23 protein-coding genes and 1 riboswitch are annotated in these 20189 nt (G+C 54.6%); of the genes, 12 read left to right on the top strand and 11 right to left on the bottom strand.

Annotated features, from left to right (window positions below):
- The first annotated feature begins 302 nt into the window (after positions 1-302).
- Entirely contained in the window at positions 303-635 is a 333-nt protein-coding gene (locus ACFQO0_RS07340) for a CzcE family metal-binding protein (protein ID WP_382233361.1), read from the top strand.
- Between the two features lie 78 nt (positions 636-713).
- Positions 714-1133, top strand: a complete 420-nt coding sequence (gene cueR / locus ACFQO0_RS07335) for a Cu(I)-responsive transcriptional regulator (protein ID WP_382233360.1) — start codon at positions 714-716, stop codon at positions 1131-1133.
- A 71-nt stretch (positions 1134-1204) separates the two neighbouring features.
- Here the strand turns inward: cueR and ACFQO0_RS07330 are convergent, their stop codons facing one another.
- Both ACFQO0_RS07330 and ACFQO0_RS07325 read right to left on the bottom strand, forming a co-directional pair.
- A complete protein-coding gene (locus tag ACFQO0_RS07330; protein WP_382233359.1) occupies positions 1205-1411 on the bottom strand; it encodes a cation transporter in 207 nt (68 codons plus the stop codon).
- A gap of 66 nt (positions 1412-1477) precedes the next feature.
- A complete protein-coding gene (locus ACFQO0_RS07325; RefSeq protein WP_382233358.1) occupies positions 1478-1897 on the bottom strand; it encodes a hypothetical protein in 420 nt (139 codons plus the stop codon).
- A gap of 519 nt (positions 1898-2416) precedes the next feature.
- Here ACFQO0_RS07325 and ACFQO0_RS07320 point away from each other — a divergent pair.
- Both ACFQO0_RS07320 and rarD read left to right on the top strand, forming a co-directional pair.
- Entirely contained in the window at positions 2417-3460 is a 1044-nt protein-coding gene (locus tag ACFQO0_RS07320) for a GGDEF domain-containing protein (RefSeq protein WP_382234063.1), read from the top strand.
- A gap of 201 nt (positions 3461-3661) precedes the next feature.
- Positions 3662-4546 carry an EamA family transporter RarD gene (gene rarD, locus ACFQO0_RS07315; protein WP_382233357.1) on the top strand — a complete coding sequence of 295 codons (885 nt, stop codon included), beginning with the start codon at positions 3662-3664 and terminating at the stop codon, positions 4544-4546.
- A 76-nt stretch (positions 4547-4622) separates the two neighbouring features.
- On the opposite strand, the gene ACFQO0_RS07310 is transcribed toward rarD, so the two are convergent.
- Positions 4623-6500 (bottom strand): potassium transporter Kup, encoded by a 1878-nt coding sequence (locus ACFQO0_RS07310; RefSeq protein WP_382233356.1) that lies wholly within the window; start codon positions 6498-6500, stop codon positions 4623-4625.
- A 265-nt stretch (positions 6501-6765) separates the two neighbouring features.
- On the opposite strand from ACFQO0_RS07310, the gene ettA reads away from it, so the two are divergent.
- A complete protein-coding gene (gene ettA / locus ACFQO0_RS07305; protein ID WP_382233355.1) occupies positions 6766-8433 on the top strand; it encodes an energy-dependent translational throttle protein EttA in 1668 nt (555 codons plus the stop codon).
- Between the two features lie 113 nt (positions 8434-8546).
- Here ettA and ACFQO0_RS07300 read toward each other — a convergent pair whose 3' ends face one another.
- From ACFQO0_RS07300 to ACFQO0_RS07285, 4 genes are all read right to left on the bottom strand, one after another.
- On the bottom strand, positions 8547-8870 hold the full coding sequence (locus tag ACFQO0_RS07300) for a pentapeptide MXKDX repeat protein (protein WP_382233354.1): 324 nt from the start codon (positions 8868-8870) through the stop codon (positions 8547-8549).
- Between the two features lie 86 nt (positions 8871-8956).
- Positions 8957-9709 (bottom strand): molybdopterin-dependent oxidoreductase, encoded by a 753-nt coding sequence (locus ACFQO0_RS07295; protein ID WP_382234061.1) that lies wholly within the window; start codon positions 9707-9709, stop codon positions 8957-8959.
- Between the two features lie 64 nt (positions 9710-9773).
- Positions 9774-10373 carry a cytochrome b/b6 domain-containing protein gene (locus ACFQO0_RS07290; protein WP_382233353.1) on the bottom strand — a complete coding sequence of 200 codons (600 nt, stop codon included), beginning with the start codon at positions 10371-10373 and terminating at the stop codon, positions 9774-9776.
- Positions 10370-11176, bottom strand: a complete 807-nt coding sequence (locus ACFQO0_RS07285) for a DUF1223 domain-containing protein (RefSeq protein WP_382233352.1) — start codon at positions 11174-11176, stop codon at positions 10370-10372. Before ACFQO0_RS07285 ends, ACFQO0_RS07290 begins: the two co-directional genes overlap by 4 nt.
- Before the next feature lie 129 nt (positions 11177-11305).
- Here ACFQO0_RS07285 and ACFQO0_RS07280 point away from each other — a divergent pair, with 129 nt between their 5' ends.
- The 3 genes from ACFQO0_RS07280 to ACFQO0_RS07270 are packed head-to-tail and all read left to right on the top strand — an operon-like array spanning position 11306 to position 13190.
- Entirely contained in the window at positions 11306-11896 is a 591-nt protein-coding gene (locus tag ACFQO0_RS07280; protein WP_382233351.1) for a sigma-70 family RNA polymerase sigma factor, read from the top strand.
- On the top strand, positions 11893-12534 hold the full coding sequence (locus ACFQO0_RS07275; RefSeq protein ID WP_382233350.1) for an NrsF family protein: 642 nt from the start codon (positions 11893-11895) through the stop codon (positions 12532-12534). The genes ACFQO0_RS07280 and ACFQO0_RS07275 overlap by 4 nt, the downstream gene beginning before the upstream one ends.
- Positions 12535-12593: 59 nt before the next feature.
- On the top strand, positions 12594-13190 hold the full coding sequence (locus tag ACFQO0_RS07270) for an IMPACT family protein (RefSeq protein ID WP_382233349.1): 597 nt from the start codon (positions 12594-12596) through the stop codon (positions 13188-13190).
- Between the two features lie 57 nt (positions 13191-13247).
- On the opposite strand, the gene ACFQO0_RS07265 is transcribed toward ACFQO0_RS07270, so the two are convergent.
- Positions 13248-14081, bottom strand: a complete 834-nt coding sequence (locus ACFQO0_RS07265; RefSeq protein WP_382233348.1) for an aldo/keto reductase — start codon at positions 14079-14081, stop codon at positions 13248-13250.
- Positions 14082-14154: 73 nt separating this feature from the next.
- The gene (locus tag ACFQO0_RS07260) at positions 14155-14709 is read right to left on the bottom strand and encodes a glutaredoxin family protein (protein WP_382233347.1); all 555 of its coding nucleotides are present in this window, start codon (positions 14707-14709) and stop codon (positions 14155-14157) included.
- A 123-nt stretch (positions 14710-14832) separates the two neighbouring features.
- On the opposite strand from ACFQO0_RS07260, the gene ACFQO0_RS07255 reads away from it, so the two are divergent.
- From ACFQO0_RS07255 to ACFQO0_RS07245, 3 genes are all read left to right on the top strand, one after another.
- Positions 14833-15321, top strand: a complete 489-nt coding sequence (locus ACFQO0_RS07255) for a 2,4'-dihydroxyacetophenone dioxygenase family protein (protein WP_382233346.1) — start codon at positions 14833-14835, stop codon at positions 15319-15321.
- A gap of 93 nt (positions 15322-15414) precedes the next feature.
- Positions 15415-16893, top strand: a complete 1479-nt coding sequence (locus tag ACFQO0_RS07250) for a sensor domain-containing diguanylate cyclase (RefSeq protein ID WP_382233345.1) — start codon at positions 15415-15417, stop codon at positions 16891-16893.
- 107 nt (positions 16894-17000) lie between these two features.
- Positions 17001-17768, top strand: coding sequence for a phytanoyl-CoA dioxygenase family protein (locus ACFQO0_RS07245; RefSeq protein ID WP_382234059.1), 768 nt, complete (start codon positions 17001-17003; stop codon positions 17766-17768).
- Between the two features lie 68 nt (positions 17769-17836).
- Here the strand turns inward: ACFQO0_RS07245 and ACFQO0_RS07240 are convergent, their stop codons facing one another.
- The gene (locus ACFQO0_RS07240) at positions 17837-18160 is read right to left on the bottom strand and encodes a hypothetical protein (protein ID WP_382233344.1); all 324 of its coding nucleotides are present in this window, start codon (positions 18158-18160) and stop codon (positions 17837-17839) included.
- A 170-nt stretch (positions 18161-18330) separates the two neighbouring features.
- A riboswitch (yybP-ykoY riboswitch) is annotated at positions 18331-18501 on the top strand.
- A gap of 17 nt (positions 18502-18518) precedes the next feature.
- Between ACFQO0_RS07240 and ACFQO0_RS07235 the strand changes: the two genes are divergently transcribed.
- Positions 18519-19094, top strand: a complete 576-nt coding sequence (locus ACFQO0_RS07235) for a TMEM165/GDT1 family protein (protein ID WP_382233343.1) — start codon at positions 18519-18521, stop codon at positions 19092-19094.
- 55 nt (positions 19095-19149) lie between these two features.
- Here the strand turns inward: ACFQO0_RS07235 and ACFQO0_RS07230 are convergent, their stop codons facing one another.
- Positions 19150-20148 (bottom strand): NAD(P)H-dependent flavin oxidoreductase, encoded by a 999-nt coding sequence (locus ACFQO0_RS07230; protein ID WP_382233342.1) that lies wholly within the window; start codon positions 20146-20148, stop codon positions 19150-19152.
- Between the last annotated feature and the right edge of the window lie 41 nt (positions 20149-20189).

Genomic DNA, 20189 nt, shown 5'->3' with positions numbered 1-20189 from the left:
GTGATGCGTGTTATGGCTTGCGCGTTTTGCAGCGAGTGACGCTACGCGCCAGTATGCATGAGCGATGTCAAACTGCGATGTTAGTCACGTCACAGATGAATGTAAATCATCCATTTCGTCTATCGATATTTCAAAAACATATAGCGGCCAGCAAAGTGCGAGTCATGGGCGGATAATGGCCAGGCTTGCCCATCACATGGTGGGCGTTTATCTGCAGTGAAAAATGCGCGCTGCAACATGGAACCGTGCCCAGGTTCTTGCGCTCCAAGCATTTATCGCTGCCGTCACGTATGGAGATAGTCATGTTGACCCGAACACTTATTCTCGCTTTTGCCACGTTGCTGGCATTCAGCACACCCGCTTTTGCTGATCCACGACTCGACCTCCTCGGCAACCCCGCACCGTCCAGTGCCGCCCAGCGCACCATCGTCATCACACCCGATACCAAATGGGTCAATGTAGAAGGCGGCGAAATCGTCAACTTCATTGTCGGCGACAAATCTTTTGCATGGGACTTTTATGTCGGCTTCACGGTGTCGTCCTTCGATCTCAGCCGCGTTGCGCCGCCCGGCGTGCTGAATCGGCGCATCGTCGCCTATGTGTCGCCCGACCCGCGCTATCGCGGCGTGGATTAATGCCAACGCCAAGTAATCGCCGATAGCGTATTAGCAAAACAGTTGTCATCCCCGCTGAACCAATACAAGAGAGACATCATGAACATCGGTCAAGCTGCAAGCGCCTCCGGCATTTCCGCGAAGATGATACGTCACTACGAATCCATACATCTGATCAAAGCCAGCACGCGCACCGATGCCGGCTATCGTACTTACACAGAAAGCGATCTGCATACGCTGCGTTTTATCAAACGTGGACGATCGCTGGGTTTTTCACTGGATCAGATCAAGGATTTGCTGTCGCTGTGGAATGATGCACATCGCGCCAGTGCCGATGTCAAGGCGATTGCATTGACGCATGTCGCCGATCTGGAAAAGCGCATTACAGAGTTGAGTGAAATGCGCGACACCCTGCAGGACCTGGCGCAATCCTGTTCTGGCGATGCGCGTGCAGACTGTCCTATCTTGCGTGGACTGGCGCAAGAAAGCCAGGACACTGAATGTGGTGAGTGCCACTAGCGCGACTCCGGATCAGCGGACAATAAAAAAGCGAGCCGGCTCATTACCGCTCGCTTTTTTCTGTCTGCAACTTAAATCGTCGTACTAGCCACCACCGGATAACCGGCCGCCACGATAGCCGCAGCGATCGTGTCCAGTTCTGCCGCGGATTGCACGCGTACCTTGCGTTCCGCAAGATCCACCTCGACCGTGGCTTGCGCATCAATCGCCTGCACCGATTTAGTCACCGCGCTAACGCAATGACCGCAACTCATTTCTTCAACCTGCAATTCATACATGACTGCGCTCCTTGTAGTGAATGAACGTATTTACTCTAAGGGTTGCCATGGTGGGAAGGTCAAGAGTCATTTTTGCTCAAGCTGGTCTTTTGTTGCGCCCATTTTGGTCTCGGCGATACGCACGATCACATAAGCGATCAGTGCAAACATGAAGAACACCAATAACATCCATGCGATGCCTTGCAGGGTTTCGATCGCCGTTTGATACACCTCCAACACCCAGCGCTGGGTGGTGAATTCGACTACTTTCGCATCCTTGTCCCAACGCGATGGCGAGATGTATTTTTCGAATTCACGCACACGTACGCCGGATGAAACACCCACCACCAGAATCGCAAATTTCAGGTACTTGAGCCATGCGGCACTGATCTCATCGGCAATGATCCGATACAGGATGGCATTCAGCGGTTTGGCAAAAGCCTGCATGACTGCGATTGAAATGCCGACCGAAATCAACAAGGTGACCGCCAGCAATAGAATAAACATGTACTACTCCACAGTAAGTCCAACGCCGGCGGCGCTCATAAAATTCCACACTATTGTGTTCGCGACAAGCTTGCCTTACAAGAAATTAATCGCGCAATCCAGCGTTAAAACTGGGTACAGAATTTGCATAATTCATTTTCATATCGCATGTCACGTTTAGCGTGCATCATGCGTGAGCGCCGATTAAATTTCCACATGGAAATATATTTGTTAAATTTTTGGAATCGTCTGTTGCGTCTCTGTCACTTGTTTCATAGGAAAGAAAAATGGCAAACGTAAAATATAGTCACGATTGTTCAACTAGTGATGCTGTGGCAGGGTATTCGGCTAGAATAGTTCACTCAAAATTAATAATAAAAATATATAAATCAATCAGTTGCACCTTTTTTGCGCGCTTGAAATTAGCTTCTCATAATAGAAATTTTCTTGAAGTCACGCCCCTATGCTCACCCAGATACAGCACATAAATACTGATCACCGGTTCGACGTGGGCTCATTGTGACTAAAGATCCTTCAATGATGGGATCTCTACTGGATCATTTGGTAGAGATCACCGGCCATCGTGATCATGACTTGCTCGACATCTCGGTGATGACGGCGTTACTGAACATGATCGGCGTGCATCGTGCGCGCGTCATGGAGTTGTTTCAATCGCGCGGCGATTTGCTGATACGCCCGCGTGTATGGATCATCGACGGCAAAGTGCACACCGTGGATGACGACCCGTCCACCTCGGAACTTGCGGGCGAACCGATCGTCGATTACCCCGGGCTGGTGGCGTGTATTGCCCAACGCAAGAATCGTCTCGAAGAAGAACGGCCTGAAGGTCAATACGCCTTGTGGATTCCGATCTGGCAAAACGACAAGGTATCGACCTGCCTGGAAGTAGTCAACGAAACGCCATTCACGCCGCAGATGCTGCAGGTGATGGAAGGCATACTCAGCGTTTATCGCAACTATCAAAGCCTGCTCGATTACAGCGAACGCGATTCGCTGACAGGTTTGCTGAATCGCAAAACCTTCGATGAAAAATTTGCGCGCATGGTTCACGCCAGGCCGCAGGAATCAGCGCCACGCGATGATGTAGAACGTCGTCATCATGAAGAGACCAAATCACAATGGCTGGCCGTGATCGATATCGATCACTTCAAGCGCGTCAACGATGTCTTTGGCCATCTGTATGGCGATGAAGTGCTGATCCTGGTTGCCAATGTACTGCGCTCATCGTTCCGCTCGCAGGATCGCGTATTCCGTTTTGGCGGTGAAGAATTTGTCGTCTTGTTGCGTTCGGCCACCCTGGCGGATGCGCAAATGGTATTCGAGCGCTTCCGTGAAAATATCGAGCAGCATGCATTTCCACAAGTTGGCCAGATCACGGTCAGCGTAGGCTTTGCCAGCATTTCGCAAGAAACCCCAGTCGTCATCCTCGGCCACGCCGATCAAGCGCTGTATTACGCCAAGGATCACGGCCGCAATCGGGTCTGTCATTACGAAGCGCTGCTCGCCGAAGGGCACTTGCAAGCGGACAGAAAATCGGAATCGGTAGAATTCTTCTTCGACTGATTTTCCTAACATCGAACTACCTGTCCCAGAAAAGTCGCTGGCCGGCACATCTCTCGGCGCCACACTTTAATACCAATCCAACATCACTCAGCGAGCGCCAGCAAGACGGTGCAATTGCTGGGATAATCCTTCGCTTGAATTCTTCACTGCAGTAACAACGCCGTTGCTGCACCTCTGTCATTTTCACCAAGCGATTCCGCCATGAACCCCGGCATACTCTACGCTCTCTGTGCCTATGTGATCTGGGGCATGTTCCCGATTTACTTCAAGTCCCTGCAGGAAATCCCGCCGCTCGAGGTCCTGATGTATCGGATGGTGTGGGCTTTGACTTTCCTGGCAATCGTGTTGAGCGTGCGCAGGCAATGGGCATGGCTGGGGCCGGTGTTGAAACGACCGAAGGTATTGGCCGGCTTCACGGCCAGTGCGCTGCTCTTGTCGAGCAACTGGTTTCTGTACATCTGGGCCGTCAATCAGGATCGCGTGGTCGATGCCAGCCTCGGTTACTTCATGACACCGCTGGTCAATGTATTGCTGGGCTCGGTCATCCTGAAGGAGCGACTGCGTTCTTTGCAGTGGATGGCAGTCGGCATGGCGGCACTGGGCGTGTTGTGGCTGACCTGGCAAAGCGGCCATCCGCCGTGGGTCAGCCTGATGCTGGGCATTACCTTCGGCATGTACGGGCTGTTGCGTAAAACGGCAGCACTGGGAACGCTGGAAGGCCTGTCGCTGGAAACCATGCTGCTGTTTCCACTGGCGGTCATTTCCCTGCTATTCATGACCTCGCAGGGTGCACACGGATTCGCCGATGCCTCGACCACGACCAAGTGGTTGATGATTGCATCGGGCCCGATTACGGCGATACCGCTGCTGATGTTCGCCGCAGCTGCGCGTCTGGTACCGCTGTCCACGATGGGACTGATGCAGTACATCACACCGTCGCTGCAACTGATGGCTGGCATCTGGCTGTATCACGAACCCTTTGGCGGCGCGCGCCTGATCGGCTTTGCCGCGATCTGGATTGCACTGACGCTGTACACAATAGACGGGTTATGGTTCAGCTACGGACGCCCAAGAAAATCATTGTAAGAAAGCTGGCGACAAATAAAAAGGACGGCCATGCCGTCCTTTTTGCTTTGCGCTTTAGTGCGCGAATTCTCTGCGCTTAAATCTCCACCTTGGTACCGAGTTCAATCACACGGTTAGACGGGATTTGATAATAATCGGCTGCGCCGCGAGCATGGCGCGACATGGCGACAAAAATATGTTCGCGCCACAACGCCATGCCGCGCACCGGATTGGCAACGACGGTCTGGCGTGCGATGAAGAATGAGGTTTCCATCATTTCGAATTCCAGTCCCTGATTCTGCGCCAGATAAAGTGCCGCCGGAATATCCGGCACGTTCTTGAAGCCGTAACTCACGTTCATTTGATAGCACTCGTTACCGAGAACCTCGACCCGCACCTGATCCTCTAGCGGTACATACGGCACTTCCTGCATCAGCACGGTCAGGAACACCACGCGTTCATGCAGCACCTTGTTATGCGACAGGTTATGCAGCATCGCATGCGGCACGCCGTCCGATTCACCGCGCAGAAAGATTGCCGTACCCGGCACACGCACAGGTGGCGAAATAAATAGCGACGCCAGAAAATCTTCCAGTGGGATCGCATGCTTTTGCAGATTCTCGAATACCAGTTCGCGGCCACGCTTCCACGTCAGCATCATCGTGAACAGGAAGGCGCCGAGCAACAGCGGAAACCAGCCGCCGTGAAACAGCTTCAACATGTTCGCCGAGAAAAAAGCAACGTCGATCACCAGGAAAAATCCGGTCGCAGCAAAACACAGGATCAGGTTGTAGTGCCAGCGATAACGAATCACGAAGAAGGTCAGGATGGTGGTCACCATCATCGTCGCCGTCACGGCAATACCGTAGGCCGCCGCCAGATTGGACGAGGAACCGAAGCCGATCACGGCCAGTACCACCACGATCATCTGCAACCAGTTCACTGCCGGTATGTAAATCTGGCCGATCTGGCTGGCCGATGTAAATTCAATTTTCATCCGAGGCAAAAAGCCCAGCGCAATCGCCTGCTTGGTCATCGAGAACGTGCCCGAGATCGTTGCCTGCGACGCAATAATCGCCGCCATTGTCGCCAGCACGACCAATGGATACACGCTCCACGGACCAAGCTGCTGATAGAAGGGATTGCTGACCGCCGATGGATTCACCATCAGCAAGGCGCCCTGGCCGAGATAGTTCAATGCAAGCCCGGGGAAGGCAACCATGAACCACGCCATGCGGATAGGCTTGGCGCCGAAGTGGCCCATGTCGGCGTACAGCGCTTCGGCGCCGGTAAATGCCAGCACCACGGCACCGAGTGAAATAAACGCCAGCAGCTTGTTCCCTTCCAGGAAATGCATCGCGTACCAGGGATTCAATGCCGCCAGAATTTCCGGCGCCTCGATGATATTGATCACGCCCATTGCCGCCAGCGCGCCAAACCATATCACCATGATGGGGCCGAACCATTTGCCGATGCCTGCAGTGCCCTTGGCTTGCAATGAATACAAGCCGATCAAAATGACAACCGTCAATGGCACGACATACGGATCGAAGGCAGATGTCGCAACACTCAAGCCTTCCACCGCAGACAATACCGAGATCGCCGGCGTAATCACGCTATCGCCATAGAACAGCGTGGCACCGAACAAACCCATCACCATCAACGGGAAGTACCAGCGTGAATGTTTGGTTACCGAAGAAAGCGCCAGCGCCATCAGCGCCATGATGCCGCCTTCGCCGCGATTGTTGGCGCGCAAAACCAGGGTGACGTACTTGAGTGAAACGATGATGATCAAGCCCCACACGATCAGCGAGACCACGCCGAGCAGATTTTCAGAGGTGAGGGCAAGACCGTGTTCTTTTGAGAACACTTCTTTCATCGTATATAAAGGACTCGTGCCGATGTCGCCGTAGACAATGCCGACAGCGGCCAGAGTCAATGCAGCAAGACTGCTTTTTTTGTCTGGTGAAGCCAAAGAACGCTCTCTTAGAGGGATTGTGCATCGCACAATAGGACAACCAACTTCATAATGCAAGAAAATTTGCCTGAGTGCATTAACACTGTTGCGTCGGTGCCGAAATGTGCGTTTCCGTATTTACAAACCTGAAATTCTTTCGATTTTTATTCGATATTGCCAACCTTATACGCAATCAGCAATACCCGCACCGCCTCGCCATCGGGTATCCTTGCAGCCACTTCCCTTGCAAGCCCTCCAAACTGAACATACGACCGAAATCACAATGGCAAATTACGTCTACACCATGAATCGCGTGGGGAAAATCGTCCCACCAAAACGTCAAATCCTGAAAGACATCTCTCTGTCCTTCTTCCCGGGCGCAAAAATCGGCGTGCTGGGCACCAATGGCTCAGGCAAATCGACCTTGTTGAAAATCATGGCCGGCCTCGATACCGACATCCAGGGCGAAGCGCGCCCTATGCCAGGCCTGAACATTGGTTACCTGCCGCAGGAACCACAACTCGATCCGGAAAAAACCGTGCGTCAGGAAGTTGAATCCGGCCTCGGCGAAGTATTCGAAGCGAAAGCACTACTCGACGCAGTCTATGCCGCTTATGCGGAAGAAGATGCAGACTTCGATGCGCTCGCCGCAGAACAAGGCCGACTGGAAGCGATCATCTCGACTGCCGCCGGTGACAATCCTGAACAGCAGCTGGAAATGGCTGCCGATGCACTGCGTCTGCCACCATGGGACGCCAAGATCAGCGTGCTGTCCGGCGGTGAAAAGCGCCGCGTCGCGTTGTGCAAGCTGCTGCTCTCCAAACCTGACATGCTGCTGCTCGACGAACCGACCAACCATCTGGATGCGGAATCGGTCGAATGGCTGGAGCAATTCTTGTTGCGCTTCCCGGGCACCGTGGTCGGCATCACCCATGATCGCTACTTCCTCGACAATGCGGCCGAATGGATACTTGAACTTGATCGCGGCAGCGGCATTCCGTGGAAAGGCAACTATTCGTCGTGGCTGGATCAGAAACAGGCACGTCTGAAGCAGGAAGAATCGACCGAATCGGCGCGCCAAAAAGCACTGCAAAAAGAGCTGGAATGGTCGCGGCAGAATCCGAAGGCGCGTCAGGCCAAATCGAAAGCACGTCTGGCACGCTTCAATGAATTGTCGGAACACGAATACCAAAAACGCAACGAGACACAAGAAATCTTCATCCCAGTCGCCGAGCGTCTGGGTAACGAAGTCATCGAATTCAAGAATGTATCGAAGGCATTCGGTGATCGTCTGTTGATCGACAACCTGTCATTCATCGTGCCACCAGGTGCAATTGTCGGCATCATCGGCCCTAACGGAGCCGGTAAATCTACGCTATTCAAAATGATCGCCGGTCTCGACAAGCCGGACAGCGGCGAAGTCGTGATCGGACAAACTGCAAAAGTCTCGCTGGTCGATCAGTCACGCGACGATCTCGCCAACAATAAAACCGTATTCGAAGATGTCTCCGGCGGTGCCGACATCCTGAGCGTCGGGCGCTTCGAAATGCCGTCGCGTGCCTATCTGGGCCGCTTCAACTTCAAAGGTGGCGACCAGCAAAAGATCGTTGGCAATTTATCTGGCGGTGAACGCGGTCGTCTGCATCTGGCGAAGACTCTGCTCAAGGGCGGCAACGTCTTGCTGCTCGATGAACCATCGAACGATCTCGACGTGGAAACCCTGCGTGCGCTGGAAGATGCCTTGCTGGAATTTGCCGGCAGCGTCATGGTGATTTCGCATGATCGCTGGTTCCTCGATCGTATTGCGACCCACATCCTCGCCTTCGAAGGCAATTCGCAAGTGTCGTTCTTCGACGGTAACTATCAGGAATATGAGGCGGATAAACGCAAGCGTCTGGGTGAGGAAGGTGCGAAGCCTAAACGCATACGCTACAAGCCTTTGACGACCTGATCAATCAGCCATGTGAGTTGATCACATCGGTTTGAAAGAATAAAAAGCCTGCATCAATCAATGATCGATGCAGGCTTTTTTATTACTTGGATATCCCAAGATTTATTTCTTCATTATTTTTTCATTTCGTCCTTGGACATCGCGTCCTTGCCCATGCTGTCTTTCTTCATGCCGTCTTTTGCCATCGAATCTTTTTTCATCGCGTCTTTCGACATGCTGTCCTTTTTCATTTCATCTTTTTTCATCGCATCTTTCGACATGCTGTCCTTTTTCATTTCATCTTTTTTCATGCCGTCCTTGGCCATGTGATCCTTCTTCATCGCATCCTTGGACATGCTGTCTTTCGCCATGCCGTCTTTTTTCATTTCATCCATTGCAAAAGCAGCGCTGGACATCAACAGGCAAGCGGAGAGTACTGCGGTGGTGATTGTTTTCATGTTGGTTTTCCTTTGATTAAGTTTAAAAAGAACTGCGGGGGAATTGCTACTGCTTGAAACTTCAGGGCCGCTGCACTGCATGTCGGTCAGCTGCCGCCGAACCAGTTGTACCCCTGGTCTTCCCAGTAACCGCCGGGGTAGGTATTTGTGACGAACATCGCCTGTATGTGTTTCGGATTCTTGTAACCGAGCTTGGTCGGCATGCGCAGCTTCATCGGGTAACCGTATTTCGGCGGCAATTCTTCACCGTCATACGTCAGCGCCATCAGCGTCTGCGGATGCAGGGCGGTCGCCATATCTATGCTGGTGTAATAGTCATCCGCGCATTTGAAGCCGACATACTTCGCGCTCAGGTCCGCCCCTATGCGCTTGAGAAAATGCGAGAACGGCACGCCGCCCCATTTACCTATTGCACTCCAGCCTTCAACGCAGATATGGCGCGTGACTTGATCGGTCTGCGGCAAGTTGCGCAGTTGTGCGAGCGACCACGGCTTTTTGTCCATCACCAGCCCGCTCAACTCCAGTCGCCACGCACTACCATCGACTTCCTTCACTTCGTCTTCACCGTAAAAGGCATTGAAGGGAAAGGGCCGCGTGATCATCGAGTCCGGATATGTCGGCGCCAGACGATTCGGATCGAACAGCACGCCTTGCACCCTGTCATTGAACTCGGACACCTTCATTAAGGCTGATTCAACGCTGGCGTTGTCGCTGATCGAACAGCCGGTCAAGAGCGACAGGCCGCCCAGCGTCAGCGTGCGCTGCAGGAAAGCGCGGCGGGAAGGCTCGCGTACGCTGCGTATCGCATCATTCAGGATCGCGGCGCTATCACCCGGCATTACAATTTTTTTCTTGATCATGTCTGTTGTCCTTTGCGCTTGTTTATTCCGGGGTTGCACATCATCAGCGACCGCGCAGCATCGCCAGCAAGGTGCGCGGCACCAGTGCCACCATCACCAGATGCACGGCGACGAAACCGACCAGTGCCGCCATCGAAAAGAAATGCACGCGGCGCGCTGCTTCATAACCACCCATCAGTTCACGCAGCAAGGGAAACTGCACCGACTTCCACAGCACCAGACCAGACAGCACAATCAGGACGATATCGAGGATGACGAACAGATAGGCGACCCGCTGCACCGTGTTGTACTGGCGCGGATCGGCATGCGACAACTTGCCCTTGAGTGCGGCCGTCATGTCTTGCAAGAATGCGCGCGGCGAAACCGGAAAGAACTGGCGCCGCAAGCGGCCCGAAAACAAATTGATGAACAGGTAGGCGATGCCATTGATCAGCAGCAGCCACATGGCAAAGAAGTGCCATTGCAAGGCGCCGCCAAGCCAGCCACCCAGTGTGAGATTCGATGGGATGGTGAATGGAAAAAAGGGCGCGGCGTTGTAGATGCGCCAGCCGCTGGTTACCAGCAGCAGCACCGCGATGGCATTGACCCAATGGGTTAGCCGCAACCAGACCGGATGAATCACACTCTTTTTCTCAGTATTCATCCCTGCCCCCTGCCTTGATTGCATTGCGCCGTGCTGACTGCCTGCAGCACATCACCGTTTTTTTGATCCTGTACAAAAGCGACCACCTGTAAATCTTCGCGCTTCCAGCCAGCCGGAATCTCTATCGCCTGTTGCATGTATCCACTGCCGCGCACCATCTGCACAGGAGCAAACAGCACACGTACGGTATCGTCGTGCTTGAGCGTGACGCCGCTGTTTTCGCCACGGGTCACGCGCGAGGTCAGTGCGCTTTCGCTGATGGCAAGATAGAGCGCACCATTGATGTCTGAATTCTTTGCAAGCGCTTCCGCATGCACCACTAGCTTTCTGCTGTCTGGCGAGTCGGTTTTCAAGGTAATCGTCACCGGCGCCGCCTTGGCATTGATCTGTCTTATTTGACTCGGCAAGTCATTGCGCCAGCCGCGCAACTCGACACCATTGACAAAGAACTGCGGGGTATAGACCACGCGCTTCTTTTTGTTTGCCAGCAACTCACTCTGGCGCGCATCGAAGACTTTTTGTGCAAACACATCTTTCCAGCCGATTGCATCCCAATAACTGACATGTAAAGCCAGCGGCACGATCACTGCATTGACGTCGCTGTGCTGACGCAAGCGGCTCAGTTGCTGATCCGCCGGCGGGCAACTCGAACAGCCCTCGCTGGTGTAAAGTTCGACCAGCGCTGCCGTCGCCCTGCCGCTTTTGACTTCGCAGGCATTCCCGGCATACGATGGCGGCGCAATTGAAATCGCACTGGCTGCAGCGGTGATGGCAAAGAACTTTGTATATTCAATTGATTTCATGTTGCGAGCGGTTTCAGCAAGTGAGGTACAAGGTAATTCGCAACGGGATGGGAATTGGTTACAAGACAAATGAAAATAATTTCGACCTCGCCGAAATTTATTTTTCAAATAGTGTTACCGAAAGCGTAGATGCAACGAATACCCAATAGAGAGCAGCCGAATGGCAATGCGCGCAATGAAATGATTGAATTGCGTCTGCATGCACTGCTGCTGCAGGGACTGAGCGGCGATGAAGCGGCATATCGCGATTTTTTGCAGGCCAGCGCTACGCATCTGCGTGCGTTTCTGCGCCGCCGCCTGAGCCGCTGGCCGGATGAAGTGGAGGATTTGCTGCAGGAATCGCTGCTGGCGATTCATAACCAGCGCATGACGTATGACACTGGTGCGCCGGTGACTGCCTGGCTGTATGCGATCGCACGCTACAAACTGATCGACTGGCTGCGCCGCCATGCCAGGCGCGAGATGCAGAACGATGTGCTGGATGACGAAAACGAGTTGTTTTCCACGGCCGACGCCGATGCCCATGAGGCGCAGCGGGATCTGGGGAAATTGCTGGAATTGCTGCCCGAGCAGCAACGCGCCGCCATCATGCATACCAAAATCGACGGCTGGTCGGTGCGCGATACGGCGGTCGCATTGAATATATCGGAGGCATCAGTCAAGGTTGCCGTGCATCGCGGCTTGAAAGCCCTGGCAGAAAAATTAAGAGATGAATCATGAAAACAGATGACTTGATCAACATGCTGTCCAGCGGACCTGACGTTTCAGCGCCCAAAATGCCGACGCGCCGTTTTGTGCTGTTCATTGCGCTGGGCGTATTGGCCAGCATCGTGATCATGATGACGACACTGGGCCTGCGCCCGAACATGGCTGAACTCGCGCTATTGCCTGCATTCTGGATCAAGATGGCATTCGTCATCGCCCTCGCAGCTGCCGGCTGGATGACCGTGGTGCGCCTGGCGTCGCCCGGCGTACGGACCGCGATGTTGCCGGCACTGATTGCCGCGCCTATCGGGTTGATATGGCTGGTCGCCGCGGCATCACTGGTCAATGCTGCGCCTGTCGAGCGTGCACATCTGTTCTGGGGCGAGACCTGGCATTATTGCTCGTCACTGATCGCGATCCTGTCGCTGCCCATTTTTGTCGCGATCCTGCAGGTGATGCGCAATCTGGCACCCACGCGCTTGCGTCTGGCCGGCGCAGGCGCAGGTTTTGCCGCTGGTGCTGCCGCGACCTTGGTGTATTCCTTCCACTGCCCGGAAATAGAAGCTCCGTTCATCGGCTTCTGGTATCTGATCGGCATCCTGATTCCGACGGCGCTCGGCGCATTGACAGGACCGCGCGTGCTGCGCTGGTAAGAAGCGCACCGTCCCGCAATAGCGGGTTCACAGTATTTTTCTTTCACTTGTCTGTACGCATGTATCAACTAGCCGCAGCCGCCAACGCCGAAATAGAGATCAAGAAGAGTCGCTTCATCGGCTTGCTGTATCCGCTGACGACACGCGCCGAGGCGCGCGCAACACTATTGGCATTGCGGGCGCAACATCCGAATGCCGTGCATTTTTGCTGGGTGCTGATATGCGAGGGCGACTCCGGTCTGGATGACGACGGCGAGCCATCGGGCACGGCCGCGCGCCCGATGTATAACGTGCTGGTGCACAAGGATGTCTTCAATGTGCTGGCAGTGGTGGTGCGCTACTGGGGCGGCACCAAGCTGGGCGCAGGCGGTTTGGCGCGCGCGTATGGGCAGGCGATTTCGGAAGCGATCAAGAATGCGGAACTGATGCCGGTGGAGGCCATGTGCGAACGGCGTTTTGTTCTGCAGTTTGCCGATGAATCGACCTTGCGCAGATTGTGCGAACAATACGACGTGTCTGTGCTGGACGCGCAATACGGCGATGCAGTGACGCTGCGATTGAAAATGAAATGCAGTCAGGCCGATGCGTTCACGCTTCAGGCTTTTGATTTGTTGCGCGGGGCACTGCAGGATCGCAGCGACCAGGCCTTGAATTAAACAGACACAAGACGCAGAAAAGATGGCCTGCCGTTGCAGGCCATCTTCACATGACCATCACAGCATTTCCAGGGATTCCGGCCCGTTTGGCGGCGGAAAGGCTTCATCCAGTTCAGCCAGATCCTGCTCTGTCAATTTGATTTCCAGCGCGGCGCGATTCTCTTGTACATGGCTGAACGTCGACGCTTTTGGAATCGCGATCACGCCTTGCTGGCGCAACACCCAGGCCAGCGCAATCTGTGCCGGCGTGGCGCCATGCCGGTCGGCGATTTCTTCCACTTCCGGATATTCGGTCAGGCGTCCCTGCTCGATGGGCGAGTAAGCCATCAGCGGCAATCCTCTGGCCTGCGCTTGCGGCAACAAATCATATTCTATGCCGCGGCGCATCAGGTTGTACAACACCTGATCGGTCGCCATGGCATCGCCGCCGGGCGCTCGCGCGATTTCCTGCATGTCGCCCACATCCATATTGCTGACGCCCCAATGACGGATTTTCCCGGAATCCTGCAAGGCTTCGAAGGCGGCAATGGTTTCGGCAAACGGGGTACGGCCACGCCAGTGCAGCAAATACAGATCGATGCGATCGGTACCCAGTCGCTTCAGACTGCGCTCGCATGCCGCAATCGTGCCGCTGCGGGTGGCATTACCGGGCAACACCTTGCTGACCAGGAAAACTTCATCGCGGCGACCGGCAATCGCCTCGCCCACCAATTTTTCGGAGGCGCCATCGCCGTACATTTCCGCGGTATCGATCAAGCTCAAGCCGAGATCAAGCCCGAGCCGCAGCGTGGCAATTTCTTCAGCGCGGCGATGCGGCTCATCGCCCATATACCAGGTGCCCTGACCGAGTACCGGTACCGCTTCACCAGACGGGAGTTTCGTTTTACGCATAGCGATCTTTCCTATTTTGCAGATGCGCCGATCTTGGCACGCATCTTCGAGTGCTGAATCAGGCTGGGCTAAATCAGGTTTTATTCAGCCAGGGTTGCAGGCTGGAACGTATTTCACCTTCGCTATAGCCGCGTATGACTTTGTCGCCGATCACGATCAGCGGCACACCATTGCCATTGAGTTTTTTATGGCCCTCGTAACCGGCACTGGATTTTTCAACGTCCAGTTCCGTGTACGCAATTCCGTTGGCGTCGAACAGCTGACGCGCGGCGGCACAGTAGCCGCACCACTCAGTGGCATACAATGTCACTTCTGGTTGCGCCGCGCGAGCAGTCGAGACGACCGAAGCCTGCTTGTCCGCCCAGAACGGCTTGCCGAAATAGAGGCCGGCACCGAAGATCGCCAGTATGACTGCCCACTTCAGCGCAGCTGATGTCGATTTGTTTTTTGCAACTGGTGTAGCGTAGCGCCCGTAATTGGCGGAGACCGCCTCGCCGGAGGCCTTGACGTAGGCAACCTGACAGGATGGGCATTGCCACTCCGGCGCTTCATCAGTCGGCTTGCGAACGTAGGAACACTTGGGACAGATGCGCGTCATGTTGGGAAGAGCGAGTTGGGATTTTTTCATTATACGTAAATGTGATTCGTACCTAAACCGGACAGAGCAGTAAGACAGAACAGTAAGAGCGACGTGCCACCACCGGCGCACGCGCGTGGCAATTAACATGATCAAGCAAGAGTAGATAACACGATGAACCCGCCAGAAATGAAACAGCCGCCAGACCAGATCGGCACCCTGTATACCTGCCAGCCACAACAGATGGAGTGGTTGCCGTGGGCAATGCCGGGCGCGCACTTCAAGTTGCTGCATGCAGACGCGGTCACTGGCCGCTTTACGCTGCTGATCAAATTTGAAGCAGGTGCGGCCGCACCCATGCATCGCCATGTAGGCGCGGTAGAAGGTTATATGCTGGAGGGAGGATTCCACTATCGCGATGAGCCGGAACGCCCATTTGAAACCGGCTGCTATCTGTGGGAAAGCGATGGCGCCGTGCACCAACCGGTCAGCCCCAACGGTGCCGTGATGTTCGCCGTGTTTCATGGTCCGGTAGAGGGACTGGATGACGAAGGTAATCTGACCGGCCGCATCAACTGGAAGTGGCATGTCGATAAGTGGCAGGCTGCCGGCCACGTCTTTCAGCCCAGCGGCCTGCCCGCAGACACGTCGACTACACGCTAGGCGTACTGTTGCATCCAGGGCGGACTGCAGAAACGCTGCCCTTATAATGCCGACTATCGCAATCGGCGACCCCACTCCCTTCGTCACGAATTCATGCGCCTCTTTTCAGAAAAATATCGCTTACTCACATGGATCAGCATTTTGCTGATCGGCGGCTTCCTGACCACGATCATTGCCAGTTATATCGTATCTCGTGATGCGATCCGGCAGAACGTGGTGGAGCAGGCCTTGCCCCTCACCAGCGACAATATTTATTCAGAAATTCAAAAGGACATTCTGCGCCCGGTCTTTATCTCATCACTGATGGCCAGCGATACCTTTCTGCGCGATTGGATCATCGCCGGGGAAACAGACATCACGCAGATCAAGCGCTATCTGAAAGAGGTCAAGGAGAAGTACAACACGATCACCAGCTTTCTGGTTTCCGAAAACACCCAAAATTATTACTATGCAGGCGGTTTGCTGAAGGCAGTCAAGAAGGATGAACCGCGCGACACATGGTTCTATCGCGTGCGCGAAATGAAAACGGATTATGAAACCAATGTCGATAACGACATGGCCAATCGCGACACGATGACGATTTTCATCAATCATCGGGTATTTGACTACGACGGCAAATTTATCGGCGCGACCGGCGTCGGCCTGACGCTCGATACGATGACTGCCATTCTGGATAGTTACCAGAAGCGTTTCCATCGGAATATTTATTTCACAGACGACAAAGGTGAAATCAAGATTGCGGGCAAATCGATGAAGAATATTCACGGCTCGATTAGCAAGCTGCCCGGTGTTTCCTCGATCGCCAAGGACATCCTCAATCGCGATACACGTCCGACGCAACTCGAATACCAGCACGATGGCGCAACCATCCTGATGAGCTCGCGATTTATTCCAGAGCTGGATTGGTATCTGCTGGTAGAACAGGATATTACCGATGACGTGCGGCCTATCGAGCGCGTGTTCTTTATCAATATCATCGTCAGCGCCATCGTCACGCTGCTGATCCTCGCGCTGACCTTGCTCGCCGTCAATCGCTATCAACGCCGGCTGGAAATCATCGCGGGCACCGACGCCCTGACCGGCCTGCTGAATCGCCAGGCGTTTGAGATCGTGTTCCAGCAAGCGATTCTGGATAGCGAACGCCGCCGCATACCGCTGTCGGTCATCCTGTTCGATATCGATTTCTTCAAAATGGTGAACGACAACCACGGCCATCTGACTGGCGACCGCGTTTTGAAAGACATCGCCAGCATCACCAAAGGCGCAGTCCGCGAAAGCGATATCGTCACCCGCTGGGGCGGCGAAGAATTTCTGGTCTTGCTGAAAGATTGCCCGCTGGAGAAAGCTGCTGCACTGGCCGAAAAAATACGCGTCATGATCGCCAGTCACGACTTCGAACTGGGTGCGAGCGAACTATGCATGACGACCAGCCTGGGTGTGGTTGAATATGCGTATCGCGAAACATGGCTAAGCTTTTTTGGTCGCGCCGATAAAGCGCTGTATCAGGCAAAAAACGAAGGGCGTAACCGCGTCGTCGCTTCCAGTTCGCCGGCAACGCCTGCCGCGCAATAACCGATGAGCGCCAGTTCAACATGCAAGTTGAACTGGCGCTACACTATTCTTCCCAACCCTATCAATCCGCCCCCGCATTCAACATGAGCACGAAACAAACGACGGCTATGGATACCGGGCTTACCAGCGAACAGATTGAGCAATTCAAGACCGATGGCTATCTGGTTTTCCGCGCCATGCTGGAGCCGGCAGCTTGCGAACGCATGCTCGCCGTTGCGGCAGAACAGTTGCGGGCTGCCCTGCCACCGCTGGAATACGAGGCGGAACTGGGGTATGCCGGCGCGCCCGCATCGCTGGAAGCAGAAGGCGGCAGAACCGTGCGCCGTCTGCGCGGTGCGTATGATCGTGATGCGTGTTTCCACGATTGGGCGGAAGATGTACGCGTGGTTGCCAGGTTGCGACAGTTATTCGACGAGCCGGTGTGCCTGACGCTGGCGCACCACAACTGTGTGATGACCAAGCATCCGCAATACGGCACCGCTACCGGCTGGCACCGCGACATTCGTTACTGGTCGTTCACGCAACCGGACTTGATTTGCGTATGGCTGGCGCTGGGTGACGAAACGCCGGACAACGGCGGCTTGAAGTTCATCCCTGGTTCGCATCGTCTGCACATCGCACGCGAGCAACTCGACGAGCTGGATTTTTTGCGGCCCGAGCATCCGGCCAATCAGGCGATCTTCGCACAAGGGAAAGCGGTCGAACTGCAGCAAGGCGACGTGGTGTTTTTTCACAGCTGGCTGTTTCACGCGGCTGGCGTTAACGCCACGCCGGCGGTCAAAACCTCGGTCGCCTTCGCCTATCACGGCTGCAGCAATCACGCCGTCGCCGGCAGCCGCTCGGCGGCGTCACCCGATGTACAGGTCACGGATTAAGAGCAACGCCTAAATTAGCGGCCCTGAGCCAGCGCGATCGTCCAACTCAAGGCTTTGCCAGGACCAGACTATTTCTTTGGAATGCTGGACGGCATGCGCGATGAAGCCGGAATATCCTCCTGCACATTGCCCGGTTTTTTACGCTCGACTTCTTCCACGCCAGGCATGCCGCGCCTGTCGGTATCCATCTGGCCTTCATCGATATCATCAAATGCCTGCTTGATATCCTTGCGCGGCCGGTCTTGCTGGCTATCGATGGATTCATCTCGCTCATGCGGCAAACGCGGTGCCTGTTCATCCTCGCCGGAAGCAGGATTGCGCTCATCAAGCTTGTCTTGCTCCGTTCCCTTTTTGATAGTGGATACTTTTGCGTCTGTCAGTTTGCTAGCCATCGAATCTCCTTGTACTTCTTTGTATTTTTTACAGTGTGAACTTGAATTTGCGTAAATCCTGCGTGCATTTCAAGCTGCTTTTGTGGCAATACGTTGGAGTTAAACAAGCGTCAATAATTCCCTCCCGCGAAAAAGCAGCGAGCCAAAATTATTTGCTTCTGCTATCATTCGCCTCGAACATTGGGGAGTAGCCGGCCTTTGGCAACAAAGGAATCTGCGTCAACATTCTTGGCCCGCAGGCCATGGTGCAGATAGTCAACAGACTTGGCGAGACCATAGCTCAAATGACGACCGCATGGGCCGGGGTCGCTGTTTGTGCTTTGGTTATTCGTCCGGCCCGAGAAAGTACATCCCCAACATGGAAGCATTCTTCGTCTCCACCGGCATTGTTGCCCTCGCTGAAATCGGCGACAAAACACAACTGCTCGCTTTTCTCCTCGCTGCAAAATTCCGTCGACCTTTACCTATCGTGCTCGCCATTCTGGTGGCGACGATTGCCAATCACGCGTTCGCAGCTGCTATCGGCACCTGGATCACGACGGTACTCGGACCTGAAACCTTGCGTTGGGTGCTGGGCGTTTCTTTCCTGTTGATGGCGGGCTGGATCCTGATACCCGACAAGCTCGATGAAGGCGATGCCAAGCTTGCCAAGTACGGCGTCTTCACAACCACCTTGATTGCCTTCTTCCTGGCAGAGATGGGCGACAAGACGCAAGTGGCAACCGTGGCCTTGGCAGCGCAATACCATTCATTTTTCTGGGTGGTGGCTGGCACGACATTCGGCATGATGCTGGCGAATGCGCCTGCGGTTTACTTCGGTGACAAGATTGCCAACAGGATGCCGGTAAAAATCGTGCATCGCATTGCTGCAGTCATTTTTGTCGTCCTGGGGATTGCGACGCTGATGGGTGCCGGTGCCAGCTTCGGGTTTTAACGTGAAGTTTTAATACAAAACCAGGTGCGATTTCCGCGTGACGGGAATCGCACCGTTAAATGCTCAAACGTGCTTTCGCTGCATCGTATTCAGCACGCAAGCGCTGCACGATCTCCGCTACGCCAGCAACCTCATCCATCAGGCCCACGCCTTGGCCTGCACCCCAGATATCGCGCCAGGCCTTGATCTTGCTGCCGCCACCGGAACCGAAATTCATCACGGTCTTGTCAGCCTGTGGCAAGTGATCGGGATCCAGTCCTGCGTTGATGATGGATTGCCTCAGGTAGTTACCGTGCACACCGGTAAACAAATTACTGTAGATCACGTCCGCAGCAGTGGACGTCACGATGGCCTGACGATACGCATCATCGACATTCGATTCCTTGCTCGCCAGCCAGCGCGAACCTATGTACGCAAAGTCTGCGCCCATTGCTTGCGCCGCCAGCACTGCATCGCCCGTTGCAATCGCACCCGACAAGGCGATCGGCCCGTTGAAGAATTTTCTTACTTCGCCAACCAGCGCAAATGGTGACAGCAAACCGGCGTGACCACCGGCCCCGGCCGCCACCAGGATCAAGCCATCGACGCCCGCTTCCAGCGCTTTTTGTGCATGACGTATCGAGATCACATCATGCAAGACAATGCCGCCGTAACTGTGTATCGCATCCATCATTTCCGCAGGCGGTGCACGCAGCGATGAAATGATGATGGGTATCCGATGTTTGACGCACACCGCGACATCATGGGCGAGGCGATCATTCGATTGATGGACGATTTGATTGACGGCTATCGGACCGATAATCGCATCCGGATTTTCCGTCTTGTATGCAGCCAGATCAGCCTGCATCTTGGTCAGCCAGGTATCCAGCATCTCGGCCGGCCGTGCATTCAATGCGGGAAAGGCACCGACGATGCCGGCCTTGCATTGCGCCAGCACCAGCTCCGGACCGCTGGCGATGAACATCGGGGCGGCGATGACCGGCAAGGCAAGATTCTGCAATGCGGTCGGCAAATGCTTCTGCGAGCGATCTTGCGAACGATGGGACGTCGACATCAAGGCTACCCCCTTTTGCAGGATTGCAGGTTAGCAGGCAG

The organism is Herminiimonas aquatilis, assembly GCF_042665175.1.
Taxonomy (GTDB): domain Bacteria; phylum Pseudomonadota; class Gammaproteobacteria; order Burkholderiales; family Burkholderiaceae_D; genus Oxalicibacterium; species Oxalicibacterium aquatilis.
The sequence above is the reverse complement of the archived record's forward strand: the minus strand, read 5'-3'. Positions and strand labels throughout refer to the sequence as shown.

Excerpts from the sequence above, each read along its gene's own strand:
- ACFQO0_RS07340 (WP_382233361.1), top strand. The coding sequence starts at position 303 with ATGTTGACCCGAACACTTATTCTCGCTTTTGCCACGTTGCTGGCATTC.
- cueR (WP_382233360.1), top strand. The coding sequence starts at position 714 with ATGAACATCGGTCAAGCTGCAAGCGCCTCCGGCATTTCCGCGAAGATG.
- ACFQO0_RS07330 (WP_382233359.1), bottom strand. The coding sequence starts at position 1,411 with ATGTATGAATTGCAGGTTGAAGAAATGAGTTGCGGTCATTGCGTTAGC.
- ACFQO0_RS07325 (WP_382233358.1), bottom strand. The coding sequence starts at position 1,897 with ATGTTTATTCTATTGCTGGCGGTCACCTTGTTGATTTCGGTCGGCATT.
- ACFQO0_RS07320 (WP_382234063.1), top strand. The coding sequence starts at position 2,417 with ATGGGATCTCTACTGGATCATTTGGTAGAGATCACCGGCCATCGTGAT.
- rarD (WP_382233357.1), top strand. The coding sequence starts at position 3,662 with ATGAACCCCGGCATACTCTACGCTCTCTGTGCCTATGTGATCTGGGGC.
- ettA (WP_382233355.1), top strand. The coding sequence starts at position 6,766 with ATGGCAAATTACGTCTACACCATGAATCGCGTGGGGAAAATCGTCCCA.
- ACFQO0_RS07300 (WP_382233354.1), bottom strand. The coding sequence starts at position 8,870 with ATGAAAACAATCACCACCGCAGTACTCTCCGCTTGCCTGTTGATGTCC.
- ACFQO0_RS07295 (WP_382234061.1), bottom strand. The coding sequence starts at position 9,709 with ATGCCGGGTGATAGCGCCGCGATCCTGAATGATGCGATACGCAGCGTA.
- ACFQO0_RS07290 (WP_382233353.1), bottom strand. The coding sequence starts at position 10,373 with ATGAATACTGAGAAAAAGAGTGTGATTCATCCGGTCTGGTTGCGGCTA.
- ACFQO0_RS07285 (WP_382233352.1), bottom strand. The coding sequence starts at position 11,176 with ATGAAATCAATTGAATATACAAAGTTCTTTGCCATCACCGCTGCAGCC.
- ACFQO0_RS07280 (WP_382233351.1), top strand. The coding sequence starts at position 11,306 with ATGCAACGAATACCCAATAGAGAGCAGCCGAATGGCAATGCGCGCAAT.
- ACFQO0_RS07275 (WP_382233350.1), top strand. The coding sequence starts at position 11,893 with ATGAAAACAGATGACTTGATCAACATGCTGTCCAGCGGACCTGACGTT.
- ACFQO0_RS07270 (WP_382233349.1), top strand. The coding sequence starts at position 12,594 with ATGTATCAACTAGCCGCAGCCGCCAACGCCGAAATAGAGATCAAGAAG.
- ACFQO0_RS07265 (WP_382233348.1), bottom strand. The coding sequence starts at position 14,081 with ATGCGTAAAACGAAACTCCCGTCTGGTGAAGCGGTACCGGTACTCGGT.
- ACFQO0_RS07260 (WP_382233347.1), bottom strand. The coding sequence starts at position 14,709 with ATGAAAAAATCCCAACTCGCTCTTCCCAACATGACGCGCATCTGTCCC.
- ACFQO0_RS07255 (WP_382233346.1), top strand. The coding sequence starts at position 14,833 with ATGAACCCGCCAGAAATGAAACAGCCGCCAGACCAGATCGGCACCCTG.
- ACFQO0_RS07250 (WP_382233345.1), top strand. The coding sequence starts at position 15,415 with ATGCGCCTCTTTTCAGAAAAATATCGCTTACTCACATGGATCAGCATT.
- ACFQO0_RS07245 (WP_382234059.1), top strand. The coding sequence starts at position 17,001 with ATGGATACCGGGCTTACCAGCGAACAGATTGAGCAATTCAAGACCGAT.
- ACFQO0_RS07240 (WP_382233344.1), bottom strand. The coding sequence starts at position 18,160 with ATGGCTAGCAAACTGACAGACGCAAAAGTATCCACTATCAAAAAGGGA.
- ACFQO0_RS07235 (WP_382233343.1), top strand. The coding sequence starts at position 18,519 with ATGGAAGCATTCTTCGTCTCCACCGGCATTGTTGCCCTCGCTGAAATC.
- ACFQO0_RS07230 (WP_382233342.1), bottom strand. The coding sequence starts at position 20,148 with ATGTCGACGTCCCATCGTTCGCAAGATCGCTCGCAGAAGCATTTGCCG.